The organism is Cupriavidus sp. USMAHM13 (genome assembly GCF_001854285.1).
Taxonomy (GTDB): domain Bacteria; phylum Pseudomonadota; class Gammaproteobacteria; order Burkholderiales; family Burkholderiaceae; genus Cupriavidus; species Cupriavidus malaysiensis.
This window is the reverse complement of the sequence record NZ_CP017752.1, coordinates 3,308,257-3,334,662: the sequence shown is the minus strand read 5'-3', so window position 1 is coordinate 3,334,662 and position 26,406 is coordinate 3,308,257. Positions and strand designations below refer to the sequence as shown.

Below are 26,406 nucleotides of genomic sequence, written 5' to 3'. Positions count from 1 at the left end.
CAGGATGATGGGTGGTGCTGCAAAGCGCGACTGACCGAAGCGAAAAAGATGCTTCGAACCTGTTGACGAAACGCAGAAAGTTGTTCATAATCTCGTTTCTCTGCTGCTGACAACGCAGCGACGCGGTAAGCAAAGCGAATCGCGTGAGTTCTTTAACAAACAAACAGCCGATAAGTGTGGGCGCTTGATGCGGGAAGCGGAAGACCTCGGTCTTCTAGCTTACAAGTTATCAGTGCTCGCACAGTAAACATGTTTGGTTTCGTCTTCGGACGGAGCCAGTCAGTTTTCTGAGAGTGAGCGACCGCTCGAAAGAGCGAGGTTTGCGCAGGCAACTGCGCGGAACCACACAGAGATTGAACTGAAGAGTTTGATCCTGGCTCAGATTGAACGCTGGCGGCATGCCTTACACATGCAAGTCGAACGGCAGCGCGGACTTCGGTCTGGCGGCGAGTGGCGAACGGGTGAGTAATACATCGGAACGTGCCCTGTTGTGGGGGATAACTAGTCGAAAGATTAGCTAATACCGCATACGACCTGAGGGTGAAAGCGGGGGACCGTAAGGCCTCGCGCAATAGGAGCGGCCGATGTCTGATTAGCTAGTTGGTGAGGTAAAGGCTCACCAAGGCGACGATCAGTAGCTGGTCTGAGAGGACGATCAGCCACACTGGGACTGAGACACGGCCCAGACTCCTACGGGAGGCAGCAGTGGGGAATTTTGGACAATGGGGGCAACCCTGATCCAGCAATGCCGCGTGTGTGAAGAAGGCCTTCGGGTTGTAAAGCACTTTTGTCCGGAAAGAAATCCTTTGGGCTAATACCCCGGAGGGATGACGGTACCGGAAGAATAAGCACCGGCTAACTACGTGCCAGCAGCCGCGGTAATACGTAGGGTGCGAGCGTTAATCGGAATTACTGGGCGTAAAGCGTGCGCAGGCGGTTTTGTAAGACAGGCGTGAAATCCCCGGGCTCAACCTGGGAATGGCGCTTGTGACTGCAAGGCTAGAGTGCGTCAGAGGGGGGTAGAATTCCACGTGTAGCAGTGAAATGCGTAGAGATGTGGAGGAATACCGATGGCGAAGGCAGCCCCCTGGGACGTGACTGACGCTCATGCACGAAAGCGTGGGGAGCAAACAGGATTAGATACCCTGGTAGTCCACGCCCTAAACGATGTCAACTAGTTGTTGGGGATTCATTTCTTCAGTAACGAAGCTAACGCGTGAAGTTGACCGCCTGGGGAGTACGGTCGCAAGATTAAAACTCAAAGGAATTGACGGGGACCCGCACAAGCGGTGGATGATGTGGATTAATTCGATGCAACGCGAAAAACCTTACCTACCCTTGACATGCCACTAACGAAGCAGAGATGCATTAGGTGCCCGAAAGGGAAAGTGGACACAGGTGCTGCATGGCTGTCGTCAGCTCGTGTCGTGAGATGTTGGGTTAAGTCCCGCAACGAGCGCAACCCTTGTCTCTAGTTGCTACGAAAGGGCACTCTAGAGAGACTGCCGGTGACAAACCGGAGGAAGGTGGGGATGACGTCAAGTCCTCATGGCCCTTATGGGTAGGGCTTCACACGTCATACAATGGTGCGTACAGAGGGTTGCCAACCCGCGAGGGGGAGCTAATCCCAGAAAACGCATCGTAGTCCGGATCGTAGTCTGCAACTCGACTACGTGAAGCTGGAATCGCTAGTAATCGCGGATCAGCATGCCGCGGTGAATACGTTCCCGGGTCTTGTACACACCGCCCGTCACACCATGGGAGTGGGTTTTGCCAGAAGTAGTTAGCCTAACCGCAAGGAGGGCGATTACCACGGCAGGGTTCATGACTGGGGTGAAGTCGTAACAAGGTAGCCGTACCGGAAGGTGCGGCTGGATCACCTCCTTTCCAGAGCGTGCTTCCCAAGTGAAGCGTTCACACTTATCGGTCTGTTTGCTGTTACAGCCAAGGGTCTGTAGCTCAGGTGGTTAGAGCACCGTCTTGATAAGGCGGGGGTCGTAGGTTCAAGTCCTACCAGACCCACCAAGTTATCCGAGGGGGATTAGCTCAGCTGGGAGAGCACCTGCTTTGCAAGCAGGGGGTCGTCGGTTCGATCCCGTCATCCTCCACCATCGACCTTGGGTTGGACAAGCCAAATGCAAGCGCTTAGCGTTGAGCGCTTGCATTTGGCGTTGGCCAAGCGATGCGAAAGCATCGGCTGTTCTTTAACAATATGGGATGTAGTAAAGGTGTCGTGAAGCCTTGATGAGAGGCTGAAGTAACCAACACGATACCGGGTTGTGATTGTATCAACCAAAGTATTTAAGTGATCGAAAGATGACTTGGAATACGGCACAAATGCGAGAACTCAACCTGTAATGAGCGTTTCAAGCGCGAGCTTGAGACACACTTGTTATAGGGTCAAGCGAACAAGTGCATGTGGTGGATGCCTTGGCGATCACAGGCGATGAAGGACGCGGTAGCCTGCGAAAAGCTTCGGGGAGCTGGCAAACGAGCTTTGATCCGGAGATGTCCGAATGGGGAAACCCGGCCCGTATGGGTCATCCCTTGCTGAATACATAGGCAAGGGAAGCGAACGCGGCGAACTGAAACATCTAAGTAGCTGCAGGAACAGAAATCAACCGAGATTCCCAGAGTAGTGGCGAACGAAATGGGAACAGCCTTGTACTCTTTAGCAGCATTGTTAGCAGAACGGGATGGAAAGCCCGGCCATAGCAGGTGATAGCCCTGTATGCGAAAACAGCGTTGTGGAACTAGGTGTACGACAAGTAGGGCGGGACACGTGAAATCCTGTCTGAAGATGGGGGGACCATCCTCCAAGGCTAAATACTCGTGATCGACCGATAGTGAACCAGTACCGTGAGGGAAAGGCGAAAAGAACCCCGGGAGGGGAGTGAAATAGATCCTGAAACCGCATGCATACAAACAGTCGGAGCCTGGAAACGGGTGACGGCGTACCTTTTGTATAATGGGTCAGCGACTTACATTCAGTGGCAAGCTTAACCGATTAGGGCAGGCGTAGCGAAAGCGAGTCCGAACAGGGCGTTCAGTCGCTGGGTGTAGACCCGAAACCAGATGATCTATCCATGGCCAGGTTGAAGGTGCGGTAACACGTACTGGAGGACCGAACCCACTAGTGTTGAAAAACTAGGGGATGAGCTGTGGATAGGGGTGAAAGGCTAAACAAATCTGGAAATAGCTGGTTCTCTCCGAAAACTATTTAGGTAGTGCCTCGTGTCTCACCTTCGGGGGTAGAGCACTGTCATGGTTGGGGGGTCTATTGCTGATTACCCCGCCATAGCAAACTCCGAATACCGAAGAGTGCAATCACGGGAGACAGACATCGGGTGCTAACGTCCGGTGTCAAGAGGGAAACAACCCAGACCGCCAGCTAAGGTCCCAAAGATTGGCTAAGTGGGAAACGAAGTGGGAAGGCTAAAACAGTCAGGAGGTTGGCTTAGAAGCAGCCACCCTTTAAAGAAAGCGTAATAGCTCACTGATCGAGTCGTCCTGCGCGGAAGATGTAACGGGGCTAAGCCAGTCACCGAAGCTGCGGACGCACGCAAGTGCGTGGTAGGAGAGCGTTCTGTAAGCCTGTGAAGGTGTCTTGTAAAGGATGCTGGAGGTATCAGAAGTGCGAATGCTGACATGAGTAGCGATAAAGGGGGTGAAAGGCCCCCTCGCCGTAAGCCCAAGGTTTCCTACGCAACGTTCATCGGCGTAGGGTGAGTCGGCCCCTAAGGCGAGGCAGAGATGCGTAGCTGATGGGAAGCAGGTTAATATTCCTGCACCGTCGTATGATGCGATGGGGGGACGGATCGCGGAAGGTTGTCCGGGTGTTGGAAGTCCCGGTCCCTGCAGTGGAGAAGGCGCTTAGGCAAATCCGGGCGCGGGATTCAAGGCTGTGGGGCGAGCGACCATGTGTCGCGAAGCAATCGGAAGTGGTTCCAAGAAAAGCCTCTAAGCTTCAGTCATACGAGACCGTACCGCAAACCGACACAGGTGGGCGAGATGAGTATTCTAAGGCGCTTGAGAGAACTCGGGAGAAGGAACTCGGCAAATTGGTACCGTAACTTCGGGATAAGGTACGCCCTGGTAGCTTGACTGGCCTGCGCCAGAAGGGTGAAGGGGTTGCAATAAACTGGTGGCTGCGACTGTTTAATAAAAACACAGCACTCTGCAAACACGAAAGTGGACGTATAGGGTGTGACGCCTGCCCGGTGCCGGAAGATTAAATGATGGGGTGCAAGCTCTTGATTGAAGTCCCGGTAAACGGCGGCCGTAACTATAACGGTCCTAAGGTAGCGAAATTCCTTGTCGGGTAAGTTCCGACCTGCACGAATGGCGTAACGATGGCCACACTGTCTCCTCCCGAGACTCAGCGAAGTTGAAGTGTTTGTGATGATGCAATCTCCCCGCGGCTAGACGGAAAGACCCCATGAACCTTTACTGTAGCTTTGCATTGGACTTTGAACCGATCTGTGTAGGATAGGTGGGAGGCTTTGAAACCGGGACGCTAGTTCCGGTGGAGCCGTCCTTGAAATACCACCCTGGTTTGTTTGAGGTTCTAACCTTGGCCCGTGAATCCGGGTCGGGGACAGTGCATGGTAGGCAGTTTGACTGGGGCGGTCTCCTCCCAAAGTGTAACGGAGGAGTTCGAAGGTACGCTTGGTACGGTCGGACATCGTACCTAAAGTGCAATGGCAAAAGCGTGCTTAACTGCGAGACCGACAAGTCGAGCAGGTGCGAAAGCAGGACATAGTGATCCGGTGGTTCTGTATGGAAGGGCCATCGCTCAACGGATAAAAGGTACTCTGGGGATAACAGGCTGATACCGCCCAAGAGTTCATATCGACGGCGGTGTTTGGCACCTCGATGTCGGCTCATCTCATCCTGGGGCTGTAGCCGGTCCCAAGGGTATGGCTGTTCGCCATTTAAAGAGGTACGTGAGCTGGGTTTAAAACGTCGTGAGACAGTTTGGTCCCTATCTGCCGTGGGCGTTGGAATCTTGACGGGGGCTGCTCCTAGTACGAGAGGACCGGAGTGGACGTACCGCTGGTGTACCTGTTGTCTCGCCAGAGGCATCGCAGGGTAGCTATGTACGGAAGAGATAACCGCTGAAAGCATCTAAGCGGGAAACTCGCCTGAAGATGAGGATTCCCTGGAGGCTTGACCTCCTTGAAGGGTCGTTCGAGACCAGGACGTTGATAGGCTGGGTGTGGAAGCGCAGTAATGCGTTAAGCTAACCAGTACTAATTGCCCGTAAGGCTTGATCCTATAACCAGTGTGTTTCACTGGTTGACGTATCGCGTGTGCCCAGAACGGTGCCGATACCTCACAACCAAGACTACATCCCTATTCGCTGCGACGGCTCAACCCCGGCGCAGCAACCCTTAATGCCTGGTGACCATAGCGAGTCGGAACCACCCCTTCCCATCCCGAACAGGACCGTGAAACGACTTTGCGCCGATGATAGTGCGGACTACCCGTGTGAAAGTAGGTCATCGCCAGGCTCTCCCTCCCGCAAAACCCCTCGACAGCAAACGCTGCGAGGGGTTTTGTCTTTGCGGCGCTCGCAGCACGCGCGGATGCCGACGAAGCGAAATGCCGGGCAGTCTCGCCGGAAGGCGAAGCCCAAGACTGGGCGCGAAGCTGCGACAAGCGGGTCGGGCCAAAGGTGCTTCGCGTCGCATAACGTGCTCGCTTCAGCATCGAACAGGCTGCTTTTTGGGCGAGTCTGCCGGCTACACCCGCAAACTTCCTTGCAATCAGCCGGATCGGGCGAATTGCCCGGCAATCAGCGGTTTTCAGCGAAAAGAGGGGCGCCGCAGGTGGCCGGCGGATGCATTCTCCTGTAGTGTCGGCGAGGGCCATGCGAATGCCCGGTCGACCAGGATCTGTGCTGAATCATCCGGCTTCCTTCGCGATCGTTTGCGATTCCTCCTGCGTCGCGCGATTCGCGTGCCTATCGCTTCTGTGCCAGCAGGATGCCCATGCCGATCGCCACCAGGCCGACGCCGTGGTACCAGTGCGGCCATTCGCTCAAGAGCAGCGTTGACAGCAGCGCCGCGAACACCGGCGTCAAGGTGATGAAGAAGACCGGGAGCTGCGCTCCCGCCCGCGCGATAGCGCGATCCCAGGAGAAATAGGCCAGCAGGGACGGCACGGTTCCGACATAGGCCAGGATGGCGGCAACGCGCCAGCTCCAGCGGATGGACTCCTGCGCCACGCCGAGCTCCCAGCCGACGAAAGGCACGCTGACCACCAGGCCGGTGAGGATCTGCGCCAGCATGAAGGCGGGTAGCGGCAGGTCGGGACGATGCTTGCGCAACAGCCAGGTGTAGCCGCTCCAGGCGACCGTCGCCGCCAGCATGAACAGGTCGCCCGCGACGAAGTCGAGCTGGGCCAGCCGGGCGGGCTCGCCCCGCAGCAGCACGAAGCCTACGCCGATCAAGCACAGCAGGGCGCCGGCGACATGCCAGGGCTTGACCGGCTCCTTGAACACGGTGGCACCCAGTACCAGCAGGAAGAGCGGCGTCGACGCGCCGATCAAGGTGACATTGATCGGGGTCGACGTTTTCAACGCCAGGTATTGCAGCGCGTTGTAGCTGGCGATCGAGAGCGCGCCCAGGACCCACAGCATGACGGCGTGCCTCTGCAGGGCGCCGCGGTGCGCGAGCAGGCTGCGGCCGGCAAAGCACGCAAGGATGGCCCCGGCGATCACCCAGCGGATGAAGTTCAGCGTGATCGGCGGCACATGCCCCGCCGCCAGCCGGCCGACGATGGCATTGCCGGCCCAGCTCAGCGGTGGAAACGTCAGCAAGAAGAGCGTGCCCCACCGGGATGGCGGGGTGTGGCGGCTGTCGAGGCCCATGGCGGTCATCATGCCGGATTGAGGATCTCCAGATTATGCGGCGAACACGTCACGGCGAACAGCCGTGGATCACGGCACCGTGCCATCCGCGGGCCACGCCCGCGCTTGCCAGCGCATAGAATGGAGGCCGCGTCCCGCGCACTTGGGCGGGCGCTTCCGAGGAGCCGGTCCCGATGAATGTCGAACTTCTGCTGCGTTTCGTCCACATTGCCGCTGCCGCGATCTGGGTCGGCGGGATGTTCTTTGCCTATGTCTGCCTGCGGCCGGCGGCGGCCGAACTGCTCGAGCCACCGCCGCGGCTGCGCCTGTGGCGCGCCGTGCTGGCGCGTTTCCTCGGCTGGGTCTGGGTCACCGTGATCCTGATCGGCGTGACCGGCATGGTGCGCTTCGGCCAGGCAGGATCTGCGGCGCCACCCAACTGGCATGTGATGATGGGCAGCGGCCTGCTGATGTTCGCGATCTTCGTCTATGTCTACACGGTGCCGTTCGCGGCCCTGCGTCGCAGCGTCGATGCCGAGGACTGGGCCCAGGCCGGCGTGGCGCTCGGACGGATCCGTCAGGCGGTGGGCTGGAACCTGCTGCTGGGCCTGCTGACCATCTGCGTGGCCACGCTGGGCGCCGCCCTGGGCTGAGGCGGAAGCGGGCAGGCGCGGATCAGAAGGCCCCGAACAGGTTGCCCAGGCAGATCACGGCGACCAGTGCCAGCACCGGGCCGATGATGCCGACCACGGCGATGTCGCGGTAGCTGCCGCGGTGCCCGGCACCGCAGACGGCGAGCAGCGTGACGACCGCACCGTTATGCGGCAGCACGTCCAGCGTGCCGGCGCCGATCACGGCGACGCGATGCAGCAGCGCCGGGTCGATGCCGCTGGCGGTAGCGATGTCCATGAAATTCCCCCCGAGCGCCTGCAGCGCGATCGTCAGGCCGCCCGAGGCCGAGCCCGTCAGCGCGGCCAGGACATTGGTGGCGAGCGCCAGCGAGACGAGCGGGCCGCCTTCGATCGACAGCACCCACTCGCGCACCACGGCAAAACCGGGCAGCACCGCTACCACCGAGCCGAAGCCGACCAGGCTGGCCACGCTCAAGGCCGGCAGCACGGCCGCATTGGCGCCGGCGTCCATGGTTTCACGCAGGGCCGGCAGGCGGCGGTGGTTCAGCACCAGCAGGCAGAGGATGGCTGCGGCCAGCGCCACCAGCACCGCCCACACTCCGCCCACCGCCGCCAGGCTGGTGCTGCCCCAGCGTTCCTCGGCCAGGTAGCCGGCATTCCAGCGCGGCAGCACCACCAGGCTCATCAGCAGGTTGACGCAGACCACCACGGCCAGGGGCAGCAAAGCGGCCCCGGGCGAGGGCGAATCGCTGCTGCGCTGTCCGCGCGGCGCCTCGGCCGGATCGAACTCGCGCGCCACCGAGGCGCGTTCGCGCACCAGCTCGCGCTCGGCCACTTCTTCCACCGGCACATCCGCCCCGTCTCCGAAGCCCTCGCCGGCCGCTCGCGCCGCAGCCTCGGCGCGCCCGAGCCACCACAGGCCGAAGCCCAGCATGATCGCGCTGGCGATCGCCCCCAATCCGGGCGCGGCGAAGGGCGTGGTGCCGAAGAAGGGCATCGGGATGGCGTTCTGGATGGCCGGCGTGCCGGGCAGGGCCGACATGGTGAAGGTCGAGGTGCCGAGCATGATGGCGGCCGGCGCCAGGCGGCGCGGAATGTCGGCGGTACGGAACAGCTCCAGCGCCATTGGCGCGATCACGAAGAAGGCGACGAACAGGCTGACGCCGCCATAGGTGACCAGCGCGCCGGCCAGCACCACCGCCAGCATGGCACGCCGGGTTCCCAGCGTGCGGGTCATCAAGGTGGCGATGGCCGAGACCGAGCCGCTGTCGGCCATCAGCTTGCCGAACAGTGCCCCGAGCAGGAAAAGCGGGAAGAACTGCGCGACGAAACCGGCCGCGTTGTACATGAAGGTCTGGGTCCAGTGGGCCAGGGGCGGCTCGCCGGCGAAGACCGCCGCCAGCATGGCGGCGCCGGGCGCCAGCAGCAAGGTGCTCCAGCCGCGATAGGTCAACCAGATGAGCAGGGCGAGGGCCAGCAGGATGCCGAGCAGGCTCATGGGGTCAGACCTCCTTGCACAGTCCGTCGGGATCGTACTTCGGCGATTGCATCTCCATGCCTCCGCGCGCGAGGCGAGAGGACGGGAAGCCTGCATTATTCCCCGCGACCGGCCAGGCCACAAGATGTTGCCCTGCACAAAGCGATGTCCGGCGTGGCTCCCATGATTCCAATGACCCCAATGACCCCAATGACCCCAATGGAAAAGTCCCCGGCGTAGCGGGGACTTGCCATGTTCGCATCAGGCCGGGGATCGCCGCCCGGGCGGCGTGGCTCAGGTCGCCGCGCCATCGGTGTAGGGATTGGCCTTGCCGCCGAGCGCGCCCTCGCCGTAGGCGTCGAAGCTGCGCTGCGGGACAGAGGAGACACCGCTGCGGTCCAGGCCGGCGATGCGGGCACCTTCGGTATAGGGATCGAACTTCGCGCCACGTGCACCTTCGGTGTACGGATCGAACTTCGCGATGCGGGCACCTTCCGTGTAGGGATCGAACTTCGCGCCACGCGCACCTTCGGTGTACGGATCGAACTTCGCGCTACGGGCGCCTTCGCTGAAGGCATCGAACCTGCCGCCGCGCGCACCTTCCGTGTACACGTCGTGCACTGCGCTGCGGAAGTCGTAGCCGTACTTGTCGCCGGGCTGCATGTTCTTCGGGCCGGCGGCCAGCGCGCTGCCGGCAGCGGCGGCGGCGAGGGACAGCACCAGGGTGGAAACCAGCTTGCGGGTGATAGCGTTGTGCATGATTCTCTCCAGTTCGTTTAATTTTCCAGAAGGCGTCGTGCCGTCCTTGAACGCAATGATAGGTAACCTTCCGGGCGGGAAAGGCGATGAGTCGTGGATCATTTATTCAAAAAATTTGAATTAATGGCCGAGGATGCCGATACCATGCCGCGGCAGCCCATGGCACGGGTCCGCCCCCATCTGTCGCCCCGTCGCTCAAGTTGCCCCGGCCCCGTCCGTTATCCCTCGCAAGAGGCGGAACTCCGCCTTGGTGGCTGCCGCTGATCACGCAAACAGCAACCGATTCCCCTCCCTATTCCCGCTAATGGCAGGACTGGCCCGCTTTGATAATCGTCACTGACGAAGGGCCGCCTGGCGCTTCGCAACGGAGCGTCCATGTCCGAAGAAAGCGATCTCGAGAAAACTGAACCCGCCACACCCCGGCGCCTGGAAAAGGCGCGCGAGGAGGGGCAGGTGATCCGTTCGCGCGAGCTCGGCACCTTCATCATGCTGCTGGCCGGCGTGGCCGGCCTGTCGACGCTCGGGGCGCCGCTTGGGCGCCGGCTCGATGCCAGCATGCGCCACAGCCTGAGCTTCGAGCCGGCCACCGCTTTCGACGTATCGCGCATGCTGTCCCAGTTCGGCAACGTGGTCTGGGACAGCCTGCTGGCCCTGATGCCCCTGCTGGCGCTGCTGACCGTGGCGGCCCTGGCCGCGCCGCTGCTGCTGGGCGGGTGGATGTTCTCCACCAAGTCGCTCCAGCCCAACTTCGGCCGGCTGTCGCCCTTGCAGGGTCTGGGGCGCATGTTCTCCATGCAGACGCTGGCCGAGCTGCTGAAGGCGATCGCCAAATCCGTGCTGGTGGGCGGCGTGGCAGCCTGGGTGCTGTGGCGCCGGCTGCCCGAGGCCATCTCGTTGATGAACGTGCCGGTGCAGGAAGCACTGCTGCACATGCTCGAACTGGTGCTGTACTGCTCCGGCCTGGTCGTGCTGTCGCTGGTGGTCGTGGTCGGGCTGGACGTGCCCTGGCAGTTCTGGCAGTTCCACAAGAAGCTGCGCATGACCAAGGAAGAGGTCAAGCAGGAACACAAGGAAACCGAGGGCGATCCGCACGTCAAGGGCCGCATCCGCCAGCAGCAGCGCCAGGCCGCGCGCCGACGCATGATGTCCGAGGTACCCAAGGCCGATGTGGTGGTGACCAACCCGACCCACTTCGCGGTGGCGCTGCGCTATGAGGAAGGCCGCATGAGCGCACCGCGCGTGGTGGCCAAGGGCAGCGACCTGGTGGCGGCACGCATCCGCGAGATCGCGGTCGAGCATCGCGTCCCCATCCTGTCGGCGCCGCCGCTGGCGCGCGCGCTGCACCGCCATGTCGAGCTGGGGCAGGAAATCCCGGCCGGCCTGTACACCGCCGTGGCCGAGGTGCTGGCCTGGGTCTTCCAGCTGAAACACTGGCACTACTCCAAGGGACCGCAGCCCGCGGCTCCCAGCAACCTTCTCGTGCCTGACGAACTCGCCGTACCGGAAAGCCGCGCATGAATGCCCTGACCTCCTTGCTGAAGCTGCCCGGCGGGCAGACCGCCGGCCAGATGCGAGCCCTGGCGGGCCCGCTGCTGATCGTGATGATCCTGGGCATGATGGTGCTGCCGCTGCCGCCCTTCCTGCTCGATCTGCTGTTCACCTTCAACATCGCCCTGTCGATCATGGTGCTGCTGGTGGGCATGTACACCCAGCGGCCGCTCGATTTCGCCGCCTTTCCCGCGGTGCTGCTGTTTTCCACGCTGCTGCGCCTGTCGCTGAACGTCGCCTCCACCCGCGTGGTGCTGCTCGAGGGCCATAGCGGCCCCGATGCCGCCGGCAAGGTGATCGAGGCGTTCGGCCACTTCCTCGTGGGCGGCAACTTCGCCGTGGGCATCGTGGTGTTCGCCATCCTGGTGGTGATCAACTTCATGGTGATCACCAAGGGCGCGGGCCGTATTGCCGAGGTGGGCGCGCGCTTCATGCTGGATTCGATGCCCGGCAAGCAGATGGCCATCGATGCCGACCTCAACGCGGGCCTGATCAACGAGGAGGGCGCCAAGAAGCGCCGTACCGAGGTGGCCCAGGAAGCCGACTTCTACGGCGCCATGGACGGTGCCAGCAAGTTCGTGCGCGGCGATGCCGTGGCCGGCCTGCTGATCATGTTCATCAACGTCGGCGCCGGCATGGTGGTCGGCATGGTGCAGCACGACCTCGACTTCGCCACGGCCGTGCGCAACTACACGCTGCTGACCATCGGCGACGGCCTGGTGGCGCAGATTCCCGCGCTGGTGATCTCCACTGCAGCCGGTGTCATCGTCTCGCGCGTGTCGAACGACGAAGACGTCGGCCAGCAGCTGACCGGCCAGCTGTTCTCCAATCCGCGCGTGCTCTATATCACGGGCGCCATCATCGGCCTGCTGGGCGTGATCCCGGGCATGCCGCACATCGCCTTCCTGCTGTTCGGCGCCGGCCTGATCTGGTTCGGGCGCTACCTGGCGCAGCGCCAGCAGGCCGACGCGCAGGCCAGCAAGAAGGGCGAGTCGCGCCCCGCGCAGGCGCAGCCGGAATCCACCGAGGCGACCTGGGACGACGTCACCATGGTCGATCCCCTGGGCATGGAAGTCGGCTACCGACTGATCCCGCTGGTGGACCGCGCGCAGAACGGCGAGCTGCTCGGCCGCATCAAGAGCATCCGCAAGAAGATGGCGCAGGAGATCGGCTTCCTGGTGCCGGTGGTCCATATCCGCGACAACCTCGAACTCAAGCCCAACGCCTACCGCATCACGCTCAAGGGCGTGGAGATCGGCAGCGGCGAAGCGGCGCCGGGGCAGTGGATGGCGATCAACCCCGGCCAGGTCAGCGGCACCCTGCCGGGCGCCGAGACGCGCGATCCGGCCTTCGGGCTGCCGGCCGTGTGGATCGACGCCGCGCACAAGGAGCGCGCGCAGGCCTTCGGTTACACGGTGGTCGATGCCAGCACCGTGGTGGCGACCCACCTGAACCACCTGATCCAGATGCACGCGGCCGAACTGCTGGGCCGCCAGGAAGTGCAGCAGCTGCTCGACCGCATCGCCAAGGAATCGCCGAAGCTGACCGAGGACCTGGTGCCGAAGACCATCTCGCTGACCGGCCTGCAGAAGGTCCTGCAGAACCTGCTGGAGGAGGGGGTACCCATCCGCGACATGCGCACCATCCTGGACGTGGTGGCGGAGCACGCGCCCAAGATCAGCGAGCCCAGCGAGCTGACCGAGCTGGTGCGCGTGGCGCTGGGCCGCGCCATCACGCAGCAGCTGTACCCGAACGGGGCGGAAATGCAGGTGGTCGGCCTCGAAGCCGGCCTGGAGCGCGTGCTGACCCAGGTGCTGAACAGCGGCGGGGGCCTCGAGCCCGGCCTGGCGGACGCCCTGCTGCAGCAATCGCGTGCCTGCGTGGAGCGGCAGGAGCAGATGGGCTACACACCCGTGCTGCTGGTGCCGCCGCCGCTGCGGGCGCTGCTGGCTCGTTTCCTCCGGCGTACGCTGCCGCAGCTCAAGGTGCTGTCGCATGCCGAGGTCCCCGACAACCGAAACATCAGGATCACCGCCGTGATCGGCGGTGCAGCATGAGGAAGGCGCGATGAGCGTAGCGAAATTCGTGGCGGCCAATGGCCGCGAGGCCCTGCGGCGCGTGCGCGAGGCGATGGGGCCTGACGCGGTGGTGCTGTCCAACCGGACCGTCGATGGCGGCGTCGAGATCGTCGCCATGCGCGACACCGATGTCGGCGCCATCTCCAGCAGCGCCCAGCTCTATGTGCCGCCCGCACCGGTGCGCGACGACGAGGCCGAGATGGGCGAGCTGCGCGGCGAGCTCAAGTCGATGCGCGCGCTGATCGAGCGCCAGTTCGCCGGCATGGGCAACGTGCCGGTGGCGACGGGCGACCCGCTGCGCGAGTCGCTCTTCACCTGGCTGGCCGGCGCGGGCTTCTCGGGGCAGCTCGCGCGCACGCTGCTGGCGCACCTGCCGGTCGGTCACGACCGCCAGTCGGCGATGGCCTGGATCCGCCAGGAGCTGGCGCGCAAGGTGCAGGTGCTGGCCGATGAGGAGGCACTCTTCGCCCAGGGCGGCGTGCTCGCGCTGATCGGGCCGACCGGCGTCGGCAAGACCACCACCACCGCCAAGCTCGCCGCGCGCTTCGTGCTCAAGCACGGTCCGGAGCGGCTGGCGCTGCTGACCACCGACAGCTTCCGTATCGGCGCGCACGAGCAGCTGCGCATCTATGGCGACATCCTCGGCGTGCCCGTGCACGCGGTGAAGGATGCGGCCGACCTGCGCTTCGCGCTGAACGCGCTGGCCGACAAGCACCTGGTCATCGTCGACACGGTCGGCATGAGCCAGCGTGACCGCAACCTGTCCGAACAGATCGCCATGCTGGCCGGCGTGCAGGCACCGGTGCAGCGCGTGCTGCTGCTCAATGGCGCCAGCCACGGCGATACGCTCAACGAGGTGGTGCACGCCTACCGGCAGGACGCCGGTCTCGGCGGTGAGCCCGGCTGCGGCCTGGACGGCTGCATCATCACCAAGCTGGACGAAGCCACGCACCTGGGATCGGTGCTCGACGTCGTCATCCGCCACCGCCTGCCGGTGTTCTACGCCTCCACCGGCCAGCGCGTGCCCGAGCACCTGGAGCTGGCGCAGGCGCCGGCCCTGGTCGAGCGCGCCTTCCTGACGCCCCGCCGCGGCTCGGTCTTCGCCGATGCGGACGTGGCCCGCCGCCAGGCCGGCGCCCTCGAGGATGCCGAGGCGCAGCGCGGTCCCGCCGCCGAGGACATGCTGCGCTCGCTGAGCGACAGTGCCGATGCGGTCGGTGCCTGCGTGGCCGAGCTCGATGCCGGTACGCAGGGTTTTCCGCTGCTGCGCGCGCTGTGGCAGCAGCGCGACGACGACGCCGCATCGCTGCGCAGCGTCGCGCAGCAGGTGCGCGAAGCTGCCTGCCGCGACCTCGGTCGCGGCTGCGATCGCCATGTGCTGGCGCTGTCCGCCACCGCCCAGTTCGCGGCTGGCGGGCGCCGGGCCCCGCACCATGTTCAGACGACCCTGTGGCTGTCGGATCGCGACGGCTTCCCGCTGGCCGCCGCCGTGAGCGGTGCACGCAACGGCAGCGGCGAAACCGAGGCCGCCACGCTGCGCGCCGCGCTGGCGGCCACGCGTACGGTCGTCAACATGGTCGATGCGCTGCCGGCTCCGGCCGTGCTGGCGCGCTGGCAGCAAGGCGGCGAACGCTGGCTGGCGCGGGCCCGCAAGGGCGCGCGCATGCTCAGCGGAGGCACGGCCTGGAAGGTCGAGGCCCTGGCCGAAACGCTGACCTTCCATGCCGTGGGCGAACTCCATGAGCAGGGCTGCGATGCCGTGCAATGGCTGGCCCAGGTGCCGGTGCGGGTGCCCGACGGTCCGCTGCAGCGCCGTGCCGGCCGCGGCAATGCCGACGGCGGCACCGATGCCTGCCTGCTGGTTTCCCGCCTGGTGGAGCGCGACAGCGGCCGCCTGCTGGACACCAGCTATCTGCTGTGCGACCCCGCCCTGGCCGATGAATCCGCGCGGCTGGCGCAGTGGGCGCGCTGGGCGCTGGCCGCCGAGGCACGCTTCCGCACGCTGCGCCACGCGCTCGACCATCTTGCCCGCGGCGCCGTGCCGGCCGCGGACGAGGCGCAATGCCGCGCCGCGCTGATGGCGCTGCAGGCCGGCCTGACCGCCCTGCGTCTCGAATGCGAGCCGGGCGCCGTGGCGGCCGGCTTCCTCTCGCGCCTGGCCGGCCGCGCCGCGGGCAAGGCCGCGCAAGCGGCGCCGGGCCAGGCGCTGGTCGAAGGCCTGGCGCGCCTGCTGGCGCTGCTGGACGTGCTGGAGGGCTATCCCGTGCGCGCAAACCGTGCCGCTGCGGCGGACCCGGTCCGTGCGGATACGTCCGCTACCGAGCAACAACTGGAATCCGTAGGAGAGTAGGTCTGTGCACACTCTGGCAACCGATCAGGCCGAGGGGCTGCGGCGCCTGCTGGCGCCGCGCGCCACACGGCACATCGCCGTGGTAGCCAGCGAGCCGGGGGCCGGCGCCACGACGGTCGCGCTCGGACTGGCCAGCGCGCTGGCCATGCAGGGCGAGCGCGTCCTGCTGGTCGACGAGGATGCCCCGGGCGCGCGCGCCGCGCACCTGGCCGGAGCCGCGCCGCGCGGCACGCTGGCCCAGGTGCTGGCCGCACAGGCGACGCTCGACCAGGCGCTCGGTGCCGCCGGGCCCAGCGGTGTCGCCGTGCTGCCCGCGGGCGCTGCCGGCCCGGCCGGCGGCGGCCTGCCGGGCACCTTCGGCGCCTTCCGCACCGTGCTGGCCGATGCCCGCGCCGACGGCCAGGGGACGCTGTCGGCGCTGGCCGGCGCCGCGCACAACCTGCTGGTGGTGATGCGCCCCGAGGCGGCCTCGATCACCGCGGCCTACGCGCGCATCAAGCAACTGCATCACCGCTACGCCATCCGCCATTTCCAGCTCGTCGTCAATGCGGCGGCGGGCGAGGGCATCGCCGGCGCGGTGGCCGGCAACCTGGCCCGCACCGCCAGCCAGTATCTCGGCATCGAGGCCTCGTGGGCCGGCTATCTGCCGCTCGATCCGCTGGTCAGGCAGAGCGAGCAGCTGGGTCGCGGCGTGGTCGATGCCTACCCCGCCGCACCGGCGACGATGGCCTTGCGCCGCATCGCCAGCAGCATCGGCGCGTGGCCCATGCGCGCCGCGTCCACCACCTTCCCCGGCGTCGCCTCGGCGACGCCTCCGACCAGCCCACGCATTCATTGACGCCGATGCCGCACGTATCGTTCCCCCAGGCCATCGACCGGGCCCAAGCCATCGGGCCCCGGTCCCTGCACGGTACGCGCGCGGCCGGCGCTGCGCTCTAGAAGCCACGAGAGTCCCACCATGTACACCGTTCAGGGAAAGCTCGAACAGACGGATCTGGTCAAGGCACACGCATCGCTGGTGCGCCGCATCGCCTTGCAACTGGCGGCCAAGCTGCCGGCCAGCGTGCAGCTCGACGACCTGATCCAGGCCGGCATGATCGGCCTGCTGGACGCGGCCAAGCGCTACGAAGACACGCACGGCGCGCGCTTCGAGACCTATGCCAGCCAGCGCATCCGCGGCGCCATGCTCGACGAGGTGCGCGCCAACGACTGGCAGTCGCGCAGCCTGCGCCAGTTCACCCGCCGCATCGAGCGGGCCATACGCAGCCTGGAGCAGAAGCTTGGCCGCACGCCCCTCGATTCCGAAGTGGCCGAGCATCTCGAGATGCCGTTGCCGGAGTACCAGCTGCTGCTCAACGAAGTGCACGGCTGCCAGCTGCTGCATTACGAGGACTTCGAGCGCTCCGGCGAAGAGGATTTCCTCGAGCGCCACCTCGGCGTCAACGAAGACAGCGACCCGCTGATGGTGCTGATGGAGAGCGGCATGCGCGAAGCGCTGATCCGCGCCATCGAGCGCCTGCCCGAGCGGGAGAAGCTGGTGCTGTCGCTGTGCTACGACCAGGAGCTGAACCTGCGCGAGATCGGCGCCGTGCTGGACGTGACCGAGTCGCGCGTCTGCCAGATCCGCGGCCAGGCCATCGCGCGCCTGCGTGGCCAGCTGCGGGGACTGCTCTGATGCGAGGGCCCGGCCGCGCCGCGCCGCGCGTGCAGGCATGCGTTGCGACGGGCGTCGCCGCACTCGGCCTGGCGACCGCCGTCCCGCCGGTCCGGGCGGACGAGGGAGGTCCCGGTCATGCCTGGCAGAGCGTGGTGCAGGGGCCGATGCTGTCCGTGCGCGGGATGCGCATACTGTCGCCTGCGCTGCGGCCCGGCGCCATGCCGGCGCTGGCGACCGGCAAGGTGACATCCGTGCGCTGGCAGTACACCTTCAGCGGCGTGCCGCCGCATGATCTCCAGGTCTACCTGTGCAATGGCAGCCGATGCGTGCTGTTGCCGGCGGCGCAAGGCCACACCGAGGCATTCCGCGGCGATGCCGCCGCACAGGATTTCACCTTTGCTTTCCTGGCCCCCGGGCGTGGCGCGCTGGCGCCCGTGCTGCAGGGGCGCGCCAACCAGGTCATCGTCGACTATCGCTGATCGTCGAGAGCGGTCCGCCGCCGCTGCGGCGACACCCGCGACGCCGTCCTCGGCCGATCCGGCTCGGTTCAGCTCAGCTCAGCTCAGTTCAGTTCAGTTCAAGGAAGAGGATGGCGGCGCCGGACGGCGCGGTAGCGAGGGGCAATCGCGCGACCATCGTCGCGCGGCCATGTCACCAGCCGGAGCGGGGCGCTGCGAGCGCGCGTCAGTCCCAGCCGCCGCAGTGGCCTCAGCCGCGCGCCAGGCTCAGGCCGGATGCCGCGTTCTGGGTGCGGCCGTCGCGGCCGTAGAGGCCGGCATCGATGCCGCGCTGGCGCAGTACCTGGATGGCCGCGCGCGTGTGTTCGAGATGGGCGGCGATGACCGCCGAATTCAGCGTGCTTGCCTGGTGCGCGCCGAGCGCGGCCAGGCGCAGGGTGCGCCAGGCCTGATGCACGGCGGGGTCGATGCGCAGGCCGACCAGCATGCCGTTCGGGCCGGCGCGCAAGCCGGCGGCGGCCATCTGCGCTTCGCGCGCGGCGCCCAGCTCGGCCAGCGCGGAGGCCAGCGCCGTCTTGCGGTCCAGCACCGCGCCGAGCGCCTGCGCGTCGCCGCTCTTCATCACTTCGCGTTCGTCGGCCAGGGCCTCGGCGAATGCCTTCACGGCTTCGGTTTCGCGATGCAGGATCTGGATCAGGGGCAGGCTCATGGTTTCTCCACGCGCGGCGCTCTATGCCGTTCGCTCTCGGCTCGCTGCTGGGTTCCTGCCGCGGACCGCTTACTGGCCCTGGTTCAGCTCGCGCAGCGTGGCGAGCAGACCGTCGGCAATCTTGCTCGGATCGATCTTGATCCGGCCTTCGACGATGGCCTGGCGGATTTCCTCCACGCGGGCCGTGTCGATGTCGTTGTCGCTATCCTGGCTCAGGCTGGCGCCGATCTGGCGGACCTGGGCGCTCAGGGGGCTGGTCTGCACCTCGGCTGCCGTGGCCGGGGCGGGAGCGGGGGCCGTGGTGGCGCGCGCCGTGCCTTCGGCGGGGGCGCCGGTCCTGGACGAAGTGGACTGATTGATCTTCACGACTGTTCCTTGCTGGGTTCCACATGCATATCGGACGCCCGGCCGCAAACTTTAGGGCCGCCTTGCCGCATGGGCATCGCAAGCCCGCATTGTCGCACGCCATCCCGCCGCTGCGCCGCGTACCCGGCCGCCGGCCGGTCGCTTTGCCGCGCCTATTGCTGCAGTACCACGGTATCGCCGCTGCGCACCAGCCCGGTGACCACCTGGCCGTTCTTCAGGCGCACCTGCACCGAGCCGCCCGTCGGCGCATCATTCATCACTTTTCCTTCGCTGCTGATCTGGAAGGCCTCGCCTTCGATGGTCACCGACACGGTCTGGCCGTTGCGTACGGCGGCCGGCCGCTTGAGCAGGTCGGCGCGCAGCGGCGAGCCGGCGGCGATGCGGGTGGCGGCGACGGCACCGTTGGCCTGCGCCGGGTCGGTCACCACCGCGCGCGGCAGCATCGCGAGGTCCCCCTGGCGAGCTTGCAGGTCGGCGCTGCCGATCGGTTCGCCGGGGGCGATCGCGCGGGCTGCCACGTAGTAGTCGGTCAACACGCCGACCCGTGCCTGCACGTAGCGTATCCACGGACGTTCGCCACCGCAGCGCACGCCGACCGTGACGCGGCCCCAGGGCGAGCCGCCCGGCGGCAGGAAGGGGTCGGGCGCCTCGCATTCGGGAGCGCGGCCGCCGGAGGGCGGCACGACCTGGATGCTGACCTTGCCCGGCAGGCCGGCGCTCTGGCGCGCGAGGAACTGCTCGACCGCGCTGCGCACGGGATCGTCGGGGAAAGGTGTGGCGGGCGTGGCGGGCGTGGCGGGCGTGGCGGGCGTGGCGGGCGTGGCGCCATTGCCGGCCCTGGCGCCGGCCGGTTGCGCCGCGACGTGGGCGCCGGCCAGGGCCAGCGCCAGCGCGGGCAGCAGGCGCGTCGCGCGGAGCAGGGCGCGGAACAGGGCGCGCAATGGGGCGCGGAACAGCGCTCGGGACAGAGGCTTCATGTGGGTCTTCCAGCAAGTGCGCGGGCCTTGCGGCACGCAGCGGAACGTCCCGTATTGTAGGCAGCCACCCGGCGCGCTTCGGAGGGAATTGCGCGGGTTTCCGCCGCCTATTCGCGCGATTGCGCTGGCGTCGCCGCACCTACCATGGCAAGCCTGAAGAAGCATGCGCTTCCATGTTCTCCCTTCCCAGCGAGACGCAGACATGATTGACAAACTCGATGCGGCTTTCCGCTTCCAGCAGGAAGCGCTCAACCTGCGTAACCAGCGCCAGTCGGTACTGGCGGCGAACATCGCCAATGCCGATACGCCTGGCTTCAAGGCGCGTGACTACGACTTCGCGAGCACGCTGTCGCAGACCATGCAGCGCGGCGGCGCCGGCGGCGCGCAGGGCGGCCTGGTGCTGACCACCACGTCGGCGCGGCACCTGCCCGCCGAGGCACCGTCGGGCACGAGCGACCGCGACCTGATGTACCGCATCCCGACACAGTCCAGCATCGACGGCAACTCCGTGGAAATGGACACCGAGCGCGTCGCCTTCGCCGACAACACCGTGGGTTACCAGTCGGACCTGACGGTGATGACGTCGAAGATCAAGACGATGCTGGCCGCGATCCAGCAGTGAGCATGCCATGGCAGCCATGAATATCTTCGACGTGGTCGGTTCGGCCATGTCCGCGCAGTCGCAGCGCATGAACGTCACCGCGTCCAACCTCGCCAACGTGGACAGCGCGGTCAGTCCCAACGGGCAGCCCTATCGCGCCAAGCAGGTCGTCTTCGGGCTCGCGCCGACACCCGGCCAGAGCGAGATCGGCGGGGTGCAGGTGCAGGGCGTGGTCGAGGATCCCTCGCCGGCCAAGATGGTCTTCAATCCCACGCATCCGCTGGCCAATGCGGAAGGCTACGTGACCATGCCCAACGTGAACCCGGTGGAGGAGATGGTCAACATGATCTCGGCTTCGCGTTCCTACCAGGCCAACGTCGAGGTGTTGAATTCCGCCAAGAACATGATGCTCAAGACGCTGACCCTGGGTCAGTGACGCCGACAGGCCAACCCGACAAGCCGATGGATTTGACATGACCACCACCTCGAACGTTAGCGGTACCGGATCTTCCACCACCAGCTCCTCCGTGAACCAGGCGCTGAGCAGCAGCTCGGCGAGCGCCTCGGACCTGCAGAGCCAGTTCCTGACGATGCTGGTGACCCAGATGAACAACCAGGATCCGCTCAACCCGATGGACAACTCGCAGCTGACCTCGCAACTGGCGCAGATCAGCACCGTGAGCAGCCTGCAGACCATGAACACCACGCTGAACCAGCTGCTGTCGCAGAACAGCGCGAGCCAGGCGATGAATTCGGCCAGCCTGATCGGCCGCTCGGTGGAAGTGCCCGGCTCGCAGATCTCGGTCGCCGGCGGCACGCCCAGCAAGTTCGGCGTCGACCTGCCGACGGCGGCCGATACCGCCAGCGTCACCATCAAGGACTCCGGCGGCAACGTGGTGCGCACGCTGACGCTGAGCAACAAGGCAGCCGGCGTGCAGGACGTGAGCTGGGACGGCAAGGACAACAACGGCAATACCGTGGCCGACGGCAAATACACCTTCAGCGTGAGCGCGACCGCCAAGGGCAACAGCGTATCGCCGGTCGCCCTGAACTACGCCACGGTGCAGAGCATCACCGGCGACTCGAGCGGTGTGCTGGTCGGCCTGACCAACGGCCAGTCTGCCAACGTCAACGACATCCGCCGGATCAGCTGATCGGGCAACCATACCGCGCGCAGGCGGGTCATTCACGCAAGACAGCAAGTCAAGGGGAAAATCAATGGGTTTCGGTCAAGGGGTAAGCGGGATCAACGCAGCCGCCGCCAATCTGGACGTGATCGGCAACAACATCGCCAACGCGAACACGGTGGGCTACAAGCAGTCGACCGCGCAGTTCGCGGACGTCTATGCCGGCACCAACATCGGCCTGGGCACGAAGGTCAACACCGTGATCCAGTCCTTCACCCAGGGCAGCATTTCGTCGAGCAACAACTCGCTGGACGTGGCCATCACCAGCGGTAACGGCTTCTACCGCCTGGTCAACGCCGATGGCGGCGTCTACTACTCGCGCAACGGGCAGTTCCAGCGACAGGCCGACGGCAGCCTGACCAATGCGCAGGGCCTGCAGCTCACCGGCTATCCGGCAGGGACGGCGGCCGGCGGTTCGGTCCAGCCGCAGCCGCTGGTGGTGTCGAACACCAATATGCCGCCGGTCGCCACGACCAAGCTGACGGCGCAGTTCCAGCTCAATTCGAGCAACACCGTGCCGGCCACCGCGTTCGCGAGCGCGCCCGGCGCGCTGCCGACGTCCGGCATGTACAACTACGCGACCAGCTTCACGGTCTATGACTCGCTCGGCAATGCGAAGCAGATGACCGCCTACTTCGCCAAGCAGGCGGCAGGCCCCGGCACCACCGCCGGCGGCTCGGACTGGAACCTCTACGTCACGGACCCGAGCGGCAACCTGACCGGCGGCAGCCCGATGGCCATGCAGTTCAACAGCGCCGGCGTGCTGACCTCGCCGACCGCTGCCACCGCGCCCAGCTTCACGATGCCGGCGGCCAACGGCGCCGCGGCGATGTCGGTCGCGGTCGACCTGACGGGCACCACCCAGTACGGTGTCACCAGCGGCACCAATTCGCTGTCGCAGAACGGCTACGCCTCGGGCAGCCTGCTGAGCTTCGCCGTGCAGGGCGATGGCACCATCGTCGGCAGCTATTCGAACCAGCAGACCCAGAACCTCGGCCAGATCGTGCTGGTCGGCTTCGCCGATCCGCAGGGCCTGAAGCCGTCGGGCGACAACGTGTGGCAGGCCACCGGCACCTCGGGCGCGCCGCTGGTCGGTACGGCGGGCGGTAGCCTTGGCACGCTGCAGGCCAACGCCGTGGAGGATTCCAACGTCGACCTGTCGGCCTCGCTGGTCAACCTGATTGTGGCCCAGCGCAACTACCAGGCCAACGCCCAGACCATCAAGGCGCAGGACCAGGTGATGCAGACCCTGGTGAACATGTAATGCCGGGCACGGCCAACGCGCGCTGCCGCTGCCGCTAGGGGACGACCATGGATCGCCTGATCTACACCGCGATGTCCGGCGCCAAGCAGACGCTGGAGCAGCAGGCCGCGGTATCCAACAACCTGGCCAACGTCTCCACGCCGGGCTTCCGCGCGCAGATCAATATGTTCCGCGCGGTGCCGGTAGTGGGCAATACCAACCCCACCCGCGCCTTCACCCTGGCCAGCACGCCGGGAGCCGACCTCAAGGCCGGCCCGCTGAACTACACCGGCCGCGTGCTGGACGTGGCGATCAAGGGCAACGGCTGGCTGGCGGTGCAGACCCCCGACGGCGGCGAGGCCTACACCCGTGCGGGCGCGCTGCAGGTGGGCGCGGACGGGCAGGTGCTGACCCCCAGCGGGTTGCCGGTGCTCGGCCAGGGCGGTCCGCTGACCGTGCCGCCGGGCTCCGAGCTGACCATCGCCAGCGACGGCACGATCACGGCGCGCGGCCCCGGCGAGACCGCTAACGGGCTCGCCAACGTCGGCAAGCTGCGCCTGGTCAGCCTCACCGGCGACCAGGTCGAGCGTGGCGACGATGGCCTGTTCCGGCTCAAGCAGGGCGTGCAGCCACCCGAACCCGATGCCGACATCCGCATCGTCTCCGGCGCCGTGGAAGGCAGCAACGTCAACCCGGTCGAGGCCATGGTCGACATGATCGCCAACGGACGCCGCTTCGAGATGCAGATGAAGATGATCCAGAACGCGGACAGCAATGACCAGCGCGCCAACGCACTGCTGTCGACCAACTGATCCAACGTAAACACCGAACCCGGCCGCGGCGCAGTGCCGCGGCCCCGCAAGGAAAACCATGATCCGCTCACTCTGGATTGCCAGAACCGGCCTCGATGCGCAGCAGACGCAGATGGACGTCATCTCGAACAACCTGGCCAACGTGTCGACCAACGGCTTCAAGCGCAGCCGTGCGGTGTTCGAGGAACTGATGTACCAGACCGTGCGCCAGCCCGGCGCGATGAGCTCGGAGCAGACCACGCTGCCGTCGGGCCTGCAGCTCGGCACCGGCGTGCGCCCGGCCGCCACCGAGCGCATCCACCTGCAGGGCAACCTGACCCAGACCGGCAATCCCACCGACGTGGCGATCAACGGCAAGGGCTTCTTCCAGGTCTCGATGCCGGACGGTACCACCGCGTACACGCGCGACGGCTCCTTCCAGGTCGACCAGAACGGCCAGCTCGTGACCTCCAACGGCTTCGTCGTGCAGCCCGCGATCACCATTCCGGCCAACGCCACCTCGCTGACGATCGGCCGCGACGGCACCGTCTCGGTGACCCAGCCCGGCTCGACCAACAATGTGCAGATCGGCCAGCTCCAGCTCGCCACCTTCATGAACCCCACCGGGCTGGAAAGCCTCGGCACCAATCTCTACGCGCAGACCGATGCCTCCGGCGCGCCGAACACCACGGTGCCCGGCCTGAACGGCTCCGGCGTGCTGCAGCAGAACTACGTTGAGTCGTCGAACGTCAACGTGGTGCAGGAACTGGTGGACATGATCCAGACGCAGCGCGCCTACGAAATCAACAGCAAGGCAGTGCAGACATCCGACCAGATGCTGCAGCGGCTGACCCAGCTCGGTAGCTGACGATGGCACTGGCGCAGCTCCGACTCGGCGTGCTTTCGCTGTGCTGCCTGGCGACAGGCTGCGCACTGGCGCCGCGCGAGCCCTTGGTGCAGCTGCCGACCACGGCCCGCGCCGAGATGCGGCCGCGCGGCGCACCCAACGGCTCCATCTTCCAGTCCTCGTATGCCGGCATGCCGCTGTTCGAGGATGCGCGCCCGCGCAACGTCGGCGACATCCTGACCATCATCGTCAGCGAGAACGTCAACGCGACCAAGAACTCCGGTGCCAACGCGAGCCGGGCCAGCAGCTCCACGCTCGCGTTCGATGCGGTGCCCCGCCTGTTCGGCGGCCTGTTCGGCACCAGCCAGAACGCCAATATGAGCGGCGCCAACTCGCTGAAGGCCAGCGGCGGCGCCAGCGCGGCCAACACCTTCAACGGCACCATCACCGTCACCGTGCTGGAGGTGCTGCCGAACGGCAACCTGCTGGTCTCCGGCGAAAAGCAGATGGAGATCAACCAGGGCACCGAATTCATCCGCTTCTCCGGCGTGGTCAATCCGCGCACCATCACCGCCGCCAACGCCGTGCCCTCCACCCAGGTGGCGGATGCGCGCATCGAGTACACCGCCAAGGGCTATATCGATGACGCGCAGAATATGGGCTGGCTGCAGCGCTTCTTCCTCAGCGTGGCACCTTTCTAATGTCCTATCCGATTCCATCGTCGCCTGCATCCGCCGTTCCGCTGTCATACCCGGCGCGCCTGGCGCGCAAGGTACTGGCCGGGCTTTCGCTGGGCCTGATGCTCGGCCTCGCGCTGTGCGGCAACTCGCACGCGGAGCGGCTGAAGAACCTGGTCTCGGTACAGGGCATGCGTGACAACCCGCTGGTCGGCTACGGCCTGGTGGTGGGTCTGGACAACACCGGCGACCAGACCATGCAGACGCCGTTCACCACGCAGACGCTGACCAATATGCTGTCGCAGCTCGGCATCACGCTGCCGGCCGGCAGCAATATGCAGCTCAAGAACGTGGCGGCGGTGATGGTCACGGCGACGCTGCCGCCGTTCGCGCAGTCAGGCAGCCAGATCGACGTGGTGGTGTCGTCGATGGGCAATGCCAAGAGCCTGCGCGGCGGCACGCTGCTGATGACGCCGCTCAAGGGGATCGACGGCCAGGTCTATGCCGTCGCCCAGGGCAACCTGCTGGTGGGCGGCGCGGGCGCTCAGGCCAACGGCAGCCGCGTGCAGGTCAACCAGCTCGCGGTCGGCCGCATCTCCAACGGCGCCATCGTCGAGCGCGCCGTGCCCGCCTTCCAGCCGGAGGGTGGCCTGATGAGCCTGGAACTGCGCGATTCCGACTTCGGCACCGCGCAGCGCGTGGCCGATGCCATCAACCGCAGCTTCGGCGGCGGCGTGGCCAGCGCGGTCGACGCCCGCGTGGTGCAGGTGCGGGCGCCCACCTCGCCGACCGCGCGGGTCAGCTTCCTCGCCCGCATCGAAGAACTCGACGTGACGCCGGAGAAGGCTGCGGCCAAGGTGATTCTGAATGCGCGCACCGGCTCCATCGTGATGAACCAGGCCGTGACCGTGCAGGACTGCGCGATCGCGCACGGCAATCTCTCCGTCGTCATCAACACCCAGCCGGTCATCAGCCAGCCGGCGCCGTTCAGCGGCGGCCAGACGGTGGTGGCGCCGGTCTCGCAGATCGACATGAAGCAGGCCGCCGGCTCGCTGCAGATCGTCAAGGCAGGCGCCTCGCTGGCGGCCGTGGTCAAGGGCCTGAACGCGCTTGGCGCGACGCCCGCCGACCTGCAGAGCATCTTGCAGGCGATGCGTGCGGCGGGCGCGCTGCGCGCCGAACTGGAGGTGATCTGA

At 65.8% G+C, this 26,406-nt stretch carries 21 protein-coding genes, 2 tRNA genes and 3 rRNA genes; 20 read left to right on the top strand and 6 right to left on the bottom strand.

Annotated features, from left to right (window positions below; genetic code table 11):
- The first annotated feature begins 355 nt into the window (after positions 1-355).
- The 5 genes from BKK81_RS32715 to rrf all read left to right on the top strand — a co-directional run bounded on the left by BKK81_RS32715 (position 356) and on the right by rrf (position 5,513).
- Positions 356-1,887 (top strand): 16S ribosomal RNA (locus BKK81_RS32715).
- A 61-nt stretch (positions 1,888-1,948) separates the two neighbouring features.
- Positions 1,949-2,025, top strand: a tRNA-Ile gene (locus BKK81_RS32710).
- A gap of 10 nt (positions 2,026-2,035) precedes the next feature.
- A tRNA-Ala gene (locus tag BKK81_RS32705) sits at positions 2,036-2,111 on the top strand.
- Between the two features lie 287 nt (positions 2,112-2,398).
- A 23S ribosomal RNA gene (locus BKK81_RS32700) occupies positions 2,399-5,277 on the top strand.
- Positions 5,278-5,399: 122 nt separating this feature from the next.
- Positions 5,400-5,513: ribosomal RNA gene (gene rrf / locus BKK81_RS32695) — 5S ribosomal RNA — on the top strand.
- The 16S, 23S and 5S rRNA genes sit together here with 2 tRNA genes alongside, the layout of an rRNA operon.
- Positions 5,514-5,965: 452 nt before the next feature.
- Here rrf and BKK81_RS32690 read toward each other — a convergent pair.
- On the bottom strand, positions 5,966-6,886 hold the full coding sequence (locus BKK81_RS32690; RefSeq protein ID WP_231908162.1) for a DMT family transporter: 921 nt from the start codon (positions 6,884-6,886) through the stop codon (positions 5,966-5,968).
- 161 nt (positions 6,887-7,047) lie between these two features.
- Between BKK81_RS32690 and BKK81_RS32685 the strand changes: the two genes are divergently transcribed.
- Positions 7,048-7,506, top strand: coding sequence for a CopD family protein (locus tag BKK81_RS32685; RefSeq protein WP_071021735.1), 459 nt, complete (start codon positions 7,048-7,050; stop codon positions 7,504-7,506).
- A 22-nt stretch (positions 7,507-7,528) separates the two neighbouring features.
- Here BKK81_RS32685 and BKK81_RS32680 read toward each other — a convergent pair whose 3' ends face one another.
- On the bottom strand, positions 7,529-8,983 hold the full coding sequence (locus tag BKK81_RS32680) for a GntP family permease (RefSeq protein WP_071021730.1): 1,455 nt from the start codon (positions 8,981-8,983) through the stop codon (positions 7,529-7,531).
- Between the two features lie 273 nt (positions 8,984-9,256).
- Positions 9,257-9,721, bottom strand: coding sequence for a hypothetical protein (locus BKK81_RS32675; RefSeq protein WP_071021728.1), 465 nt, complete (start codon positions 9,719-9,721; stop codon positions 9,257-9,259).
- A gap of 375 nt (positions 9,722-10,096) precedes the next feature.
- On the opposite strand from BKK81_RS32675, the gene flhB reads away from it, so the two are divergent.
- The 6 genes from flhB to BKK81_RS32645 all read left to right on the top strand — a co-directional run bounded on the left by flhB (position 10,097) and on the right by BKK81_RS32645 (position 17,833).
- Positions 10,097-11,239 carry a flagellar biosynthesis protein FlhB gene (gene flhB, locus BKK81_RS32670; protein ID WP_071021725.1) on the top strand — a complete coding sequence of 381 codons (1,143 nt, stop codon included), beginning with the start codon at positions 10,097-10,099 and terminating at the stop codon, positions 11,237-11,239.
- Positions 11,236-13,326 carry a flagellar biosynthesis protein FlhA gene (gene flhA / locus BKK81_RS32665; protein ID WP_071021722.1) on the top strand — a complete coding sequence of 697 codons (2,091 nt, stop codon included), beginning with the start codon at positions 11,236-11,238 and terminating at the stop codon, positions 13,324-13,326. Before flhB ends, flhA begins: the two co-directional genes overlap by 4 nt.
- A 10-nt stretch (positions 13,327-13,336) precedes the next feature.
- Positions 13,337-15,697: a flagellar biosynthesis protein FlhF gene (gene flhF, locus BKK81_RS32660; protein WP_071021720.1), complete on the top strand. Its 2,361-nt coding sequence runs from the start codon at positions 13,337-13,339 to the stop codon at positions 15,695-15,697.
- 4 nt (positions 15,698-15,701) lie between these two features.
- Complete coding sequence (locus tag BKK81_RS32655; RefSeq protein ID WP_197524016.1) at positions 15,702-16,535, top strand: MinD/ParA family ATP-binding protein; 834 nt, start codon at positions 15,702-15,704, stop codon at positions 16,533-16,535.
- A 120-nt stretch (positions 16,536-16,655) separates the two neighbouring features.
- Positions 16,656-17,372, top strand: a complete 717-nt coding sequence (locus BKK81_RS32650; protein ID WP_071021717.1) for an RNA polymerase sigma factor FliA — start codon at positions 16,656-16,658, stop codon at positions 17,370-17,372.
- Positions 17,372-17,833 carry a flagellar protein FlhE gene (locus BKK81_RS32645; RefSeq protein WP_071021715.1) on the top strand — a complete coding sequence of 154 codons (462 nt, stop codon included), beginning with the start codon at positions 17,372-17,374 and terminating at the stop codon, positions 17,831-17,833. The genes BKK81_RS32650 and BKK81_RS32645 overlap by 1 nt, the downstream gene beginning before the upstream one ends.
- A 229-nt stretch (positions 17,834-18,062) precedes the next feature.
- Here BKK81_RS32645 and BKK81_RS32640 read toward each other — a convergent pair whose 3' ends face one another.
- The 3 genes from BKK81_RS32640 to flgA form a co-directional block, all read right to left on the bottom strand.
- The gene (locus BKK81_RS32640; protein WP_071021712.1) at positions 18,063-18,521 is read right to left on the bottom strand and encodes a flagella synthesis protein FlgN; all 459 of its coding nucleotides are present in this window, start codon (positions 18,519-18,521) and stop codon (positions 18,063-18,065) included.
- A 69-nt stretch (positions 18,522-18,590) separates the two neighbouring features.
- Complete coding sequence (gene flgM / locus BKK81_RS32635; RefSeq protein WP_071021709.1) at positions 18,591-18,887, bottom strand: flagellar biosynthesis anti-sigma factor FlgM; 297 nt, start codon at positions 18,885-18,887, stop codon at positions 18,591-18,593.
- A 152-nt stretch (positions 18,888-19,039) separates the two neighbouring features.
- Positions 19,040-19,864 carry a flagellar basal body P-ring formation chaperone FlgA gene (gene flgA / locus BKK81_RS32630; protein WP_083384686.1) on the bottom strand — a complete coding sequence of 275 codons (825 nt, stop codon included), beginning with the start codon at positions 19,862-19,864 and terminating at the stop codon, positions 19,040-19,042.
- A 202-nt stretch (positions 19,865-20,066) separates the two neighbouring features.
- Between flgA and flgB the strand changes: the two genes are divergently transcribed.
- The 8 genes from flgB (at position 20,067) to BKK81_RS32590 (ending at position 26,406) form a co-directional block, all read left to right on the top strand.
- Positions 20,067-20,486: a flagellar basal body rod protein FlgB gene (gene flgB / locus BKK81_RS32625; RefSeq protein ID WP_071021703.1), complete on the top strand. Its 420-nt coding sequence runs from the start codon at positions 20,067-20,069 to the stop codon at positions 20,484-20,486.
- 7 nt (positions 20,487-20,493) lie between these two features.
- Complete coding sequence (flgC, locus tag BKK81_RS32620; RefSeq protein WP_071021699.1) at positions 20,494-20,901, top strand: flagellar basal body rod protein FlgC; 408 nt, start codon at positions 20,494-20,496, stop codon at positions 20,899-20,901.
- Between the two features lie 37 nt (positions 20,902-20,938).
- Positions 20,939-21,619: a flagellar hook assembly protein FlgD gene (locus BKK81_RS32615; RefSeq protein ID WP_071021697.1), complete on the top strand. Its 681-nt coding sequence runs from the start codon at positions 20,939-20,941 to the stop codon at positions 21,617-21,619.
- A 64-nt stretch (positions 21,620-21,683) separates the two neighbouring features.
- Positions 21,684-22,916, top strand: a complete 1,233-nt coding sequence (flgE, locus tag BKK81_RS32610; protein WP_071021694.1) for a flagellar hook protein FlgE — start codon at positions 21,684-21,686, stop codon at positions 22,914-22,916.
- A gap of 47 nt (positions 22,917-22,963) precedes the next feature.
- Positions 22,964-23,707 carry a flagellar basal-body rod protein FlgF gene (flgF, locus tag BKK81_RS32605; RefSeq protein ID WP_071021693.1) on the top strand — a complete coding sequence of 248 codons (744 nt, stop codon included), beginning with the start codon at positions 22,964-22,966 and terminating at the stop codon, positions 23,705-23,707.
- A 58-nt stretch (positions 23,708-23,765) separates the two neighbouring features.
- Complete coding sequence (gene flgG / locus BKK81_RS32600; protein ID WP_071021690.1) at positions 23,766-24,554, top strand: flagellar basal-body rod protein FlgG; 789 nt, start codon at positions 23,766-23,768, stop codon at positions 24,552-24,554.
- Positions 24,555-24,556: 2 nt separating this feature from the next.
- A complete protein-coding gene (locus BKK81_RS32595) occupies positions 24,557-25,234 on the top strand; it encodes a flagellar basal body L-ring protein FlgH (protein ID WP_071021688.1) in 678 nt (225 codons plus the stop codon).
- A 98-nt stretch (positions 25,235-25,332) separates the two neighbouring features.
- Entirely contained in the window at positions 25,333-26,406 is a 1,074-nt protein-coding gene (locus BKK81_RS32590; RefSeq protein ID WP_197524085.1) for a flagellar basal body P-ring protein FlgI, read from the top strand.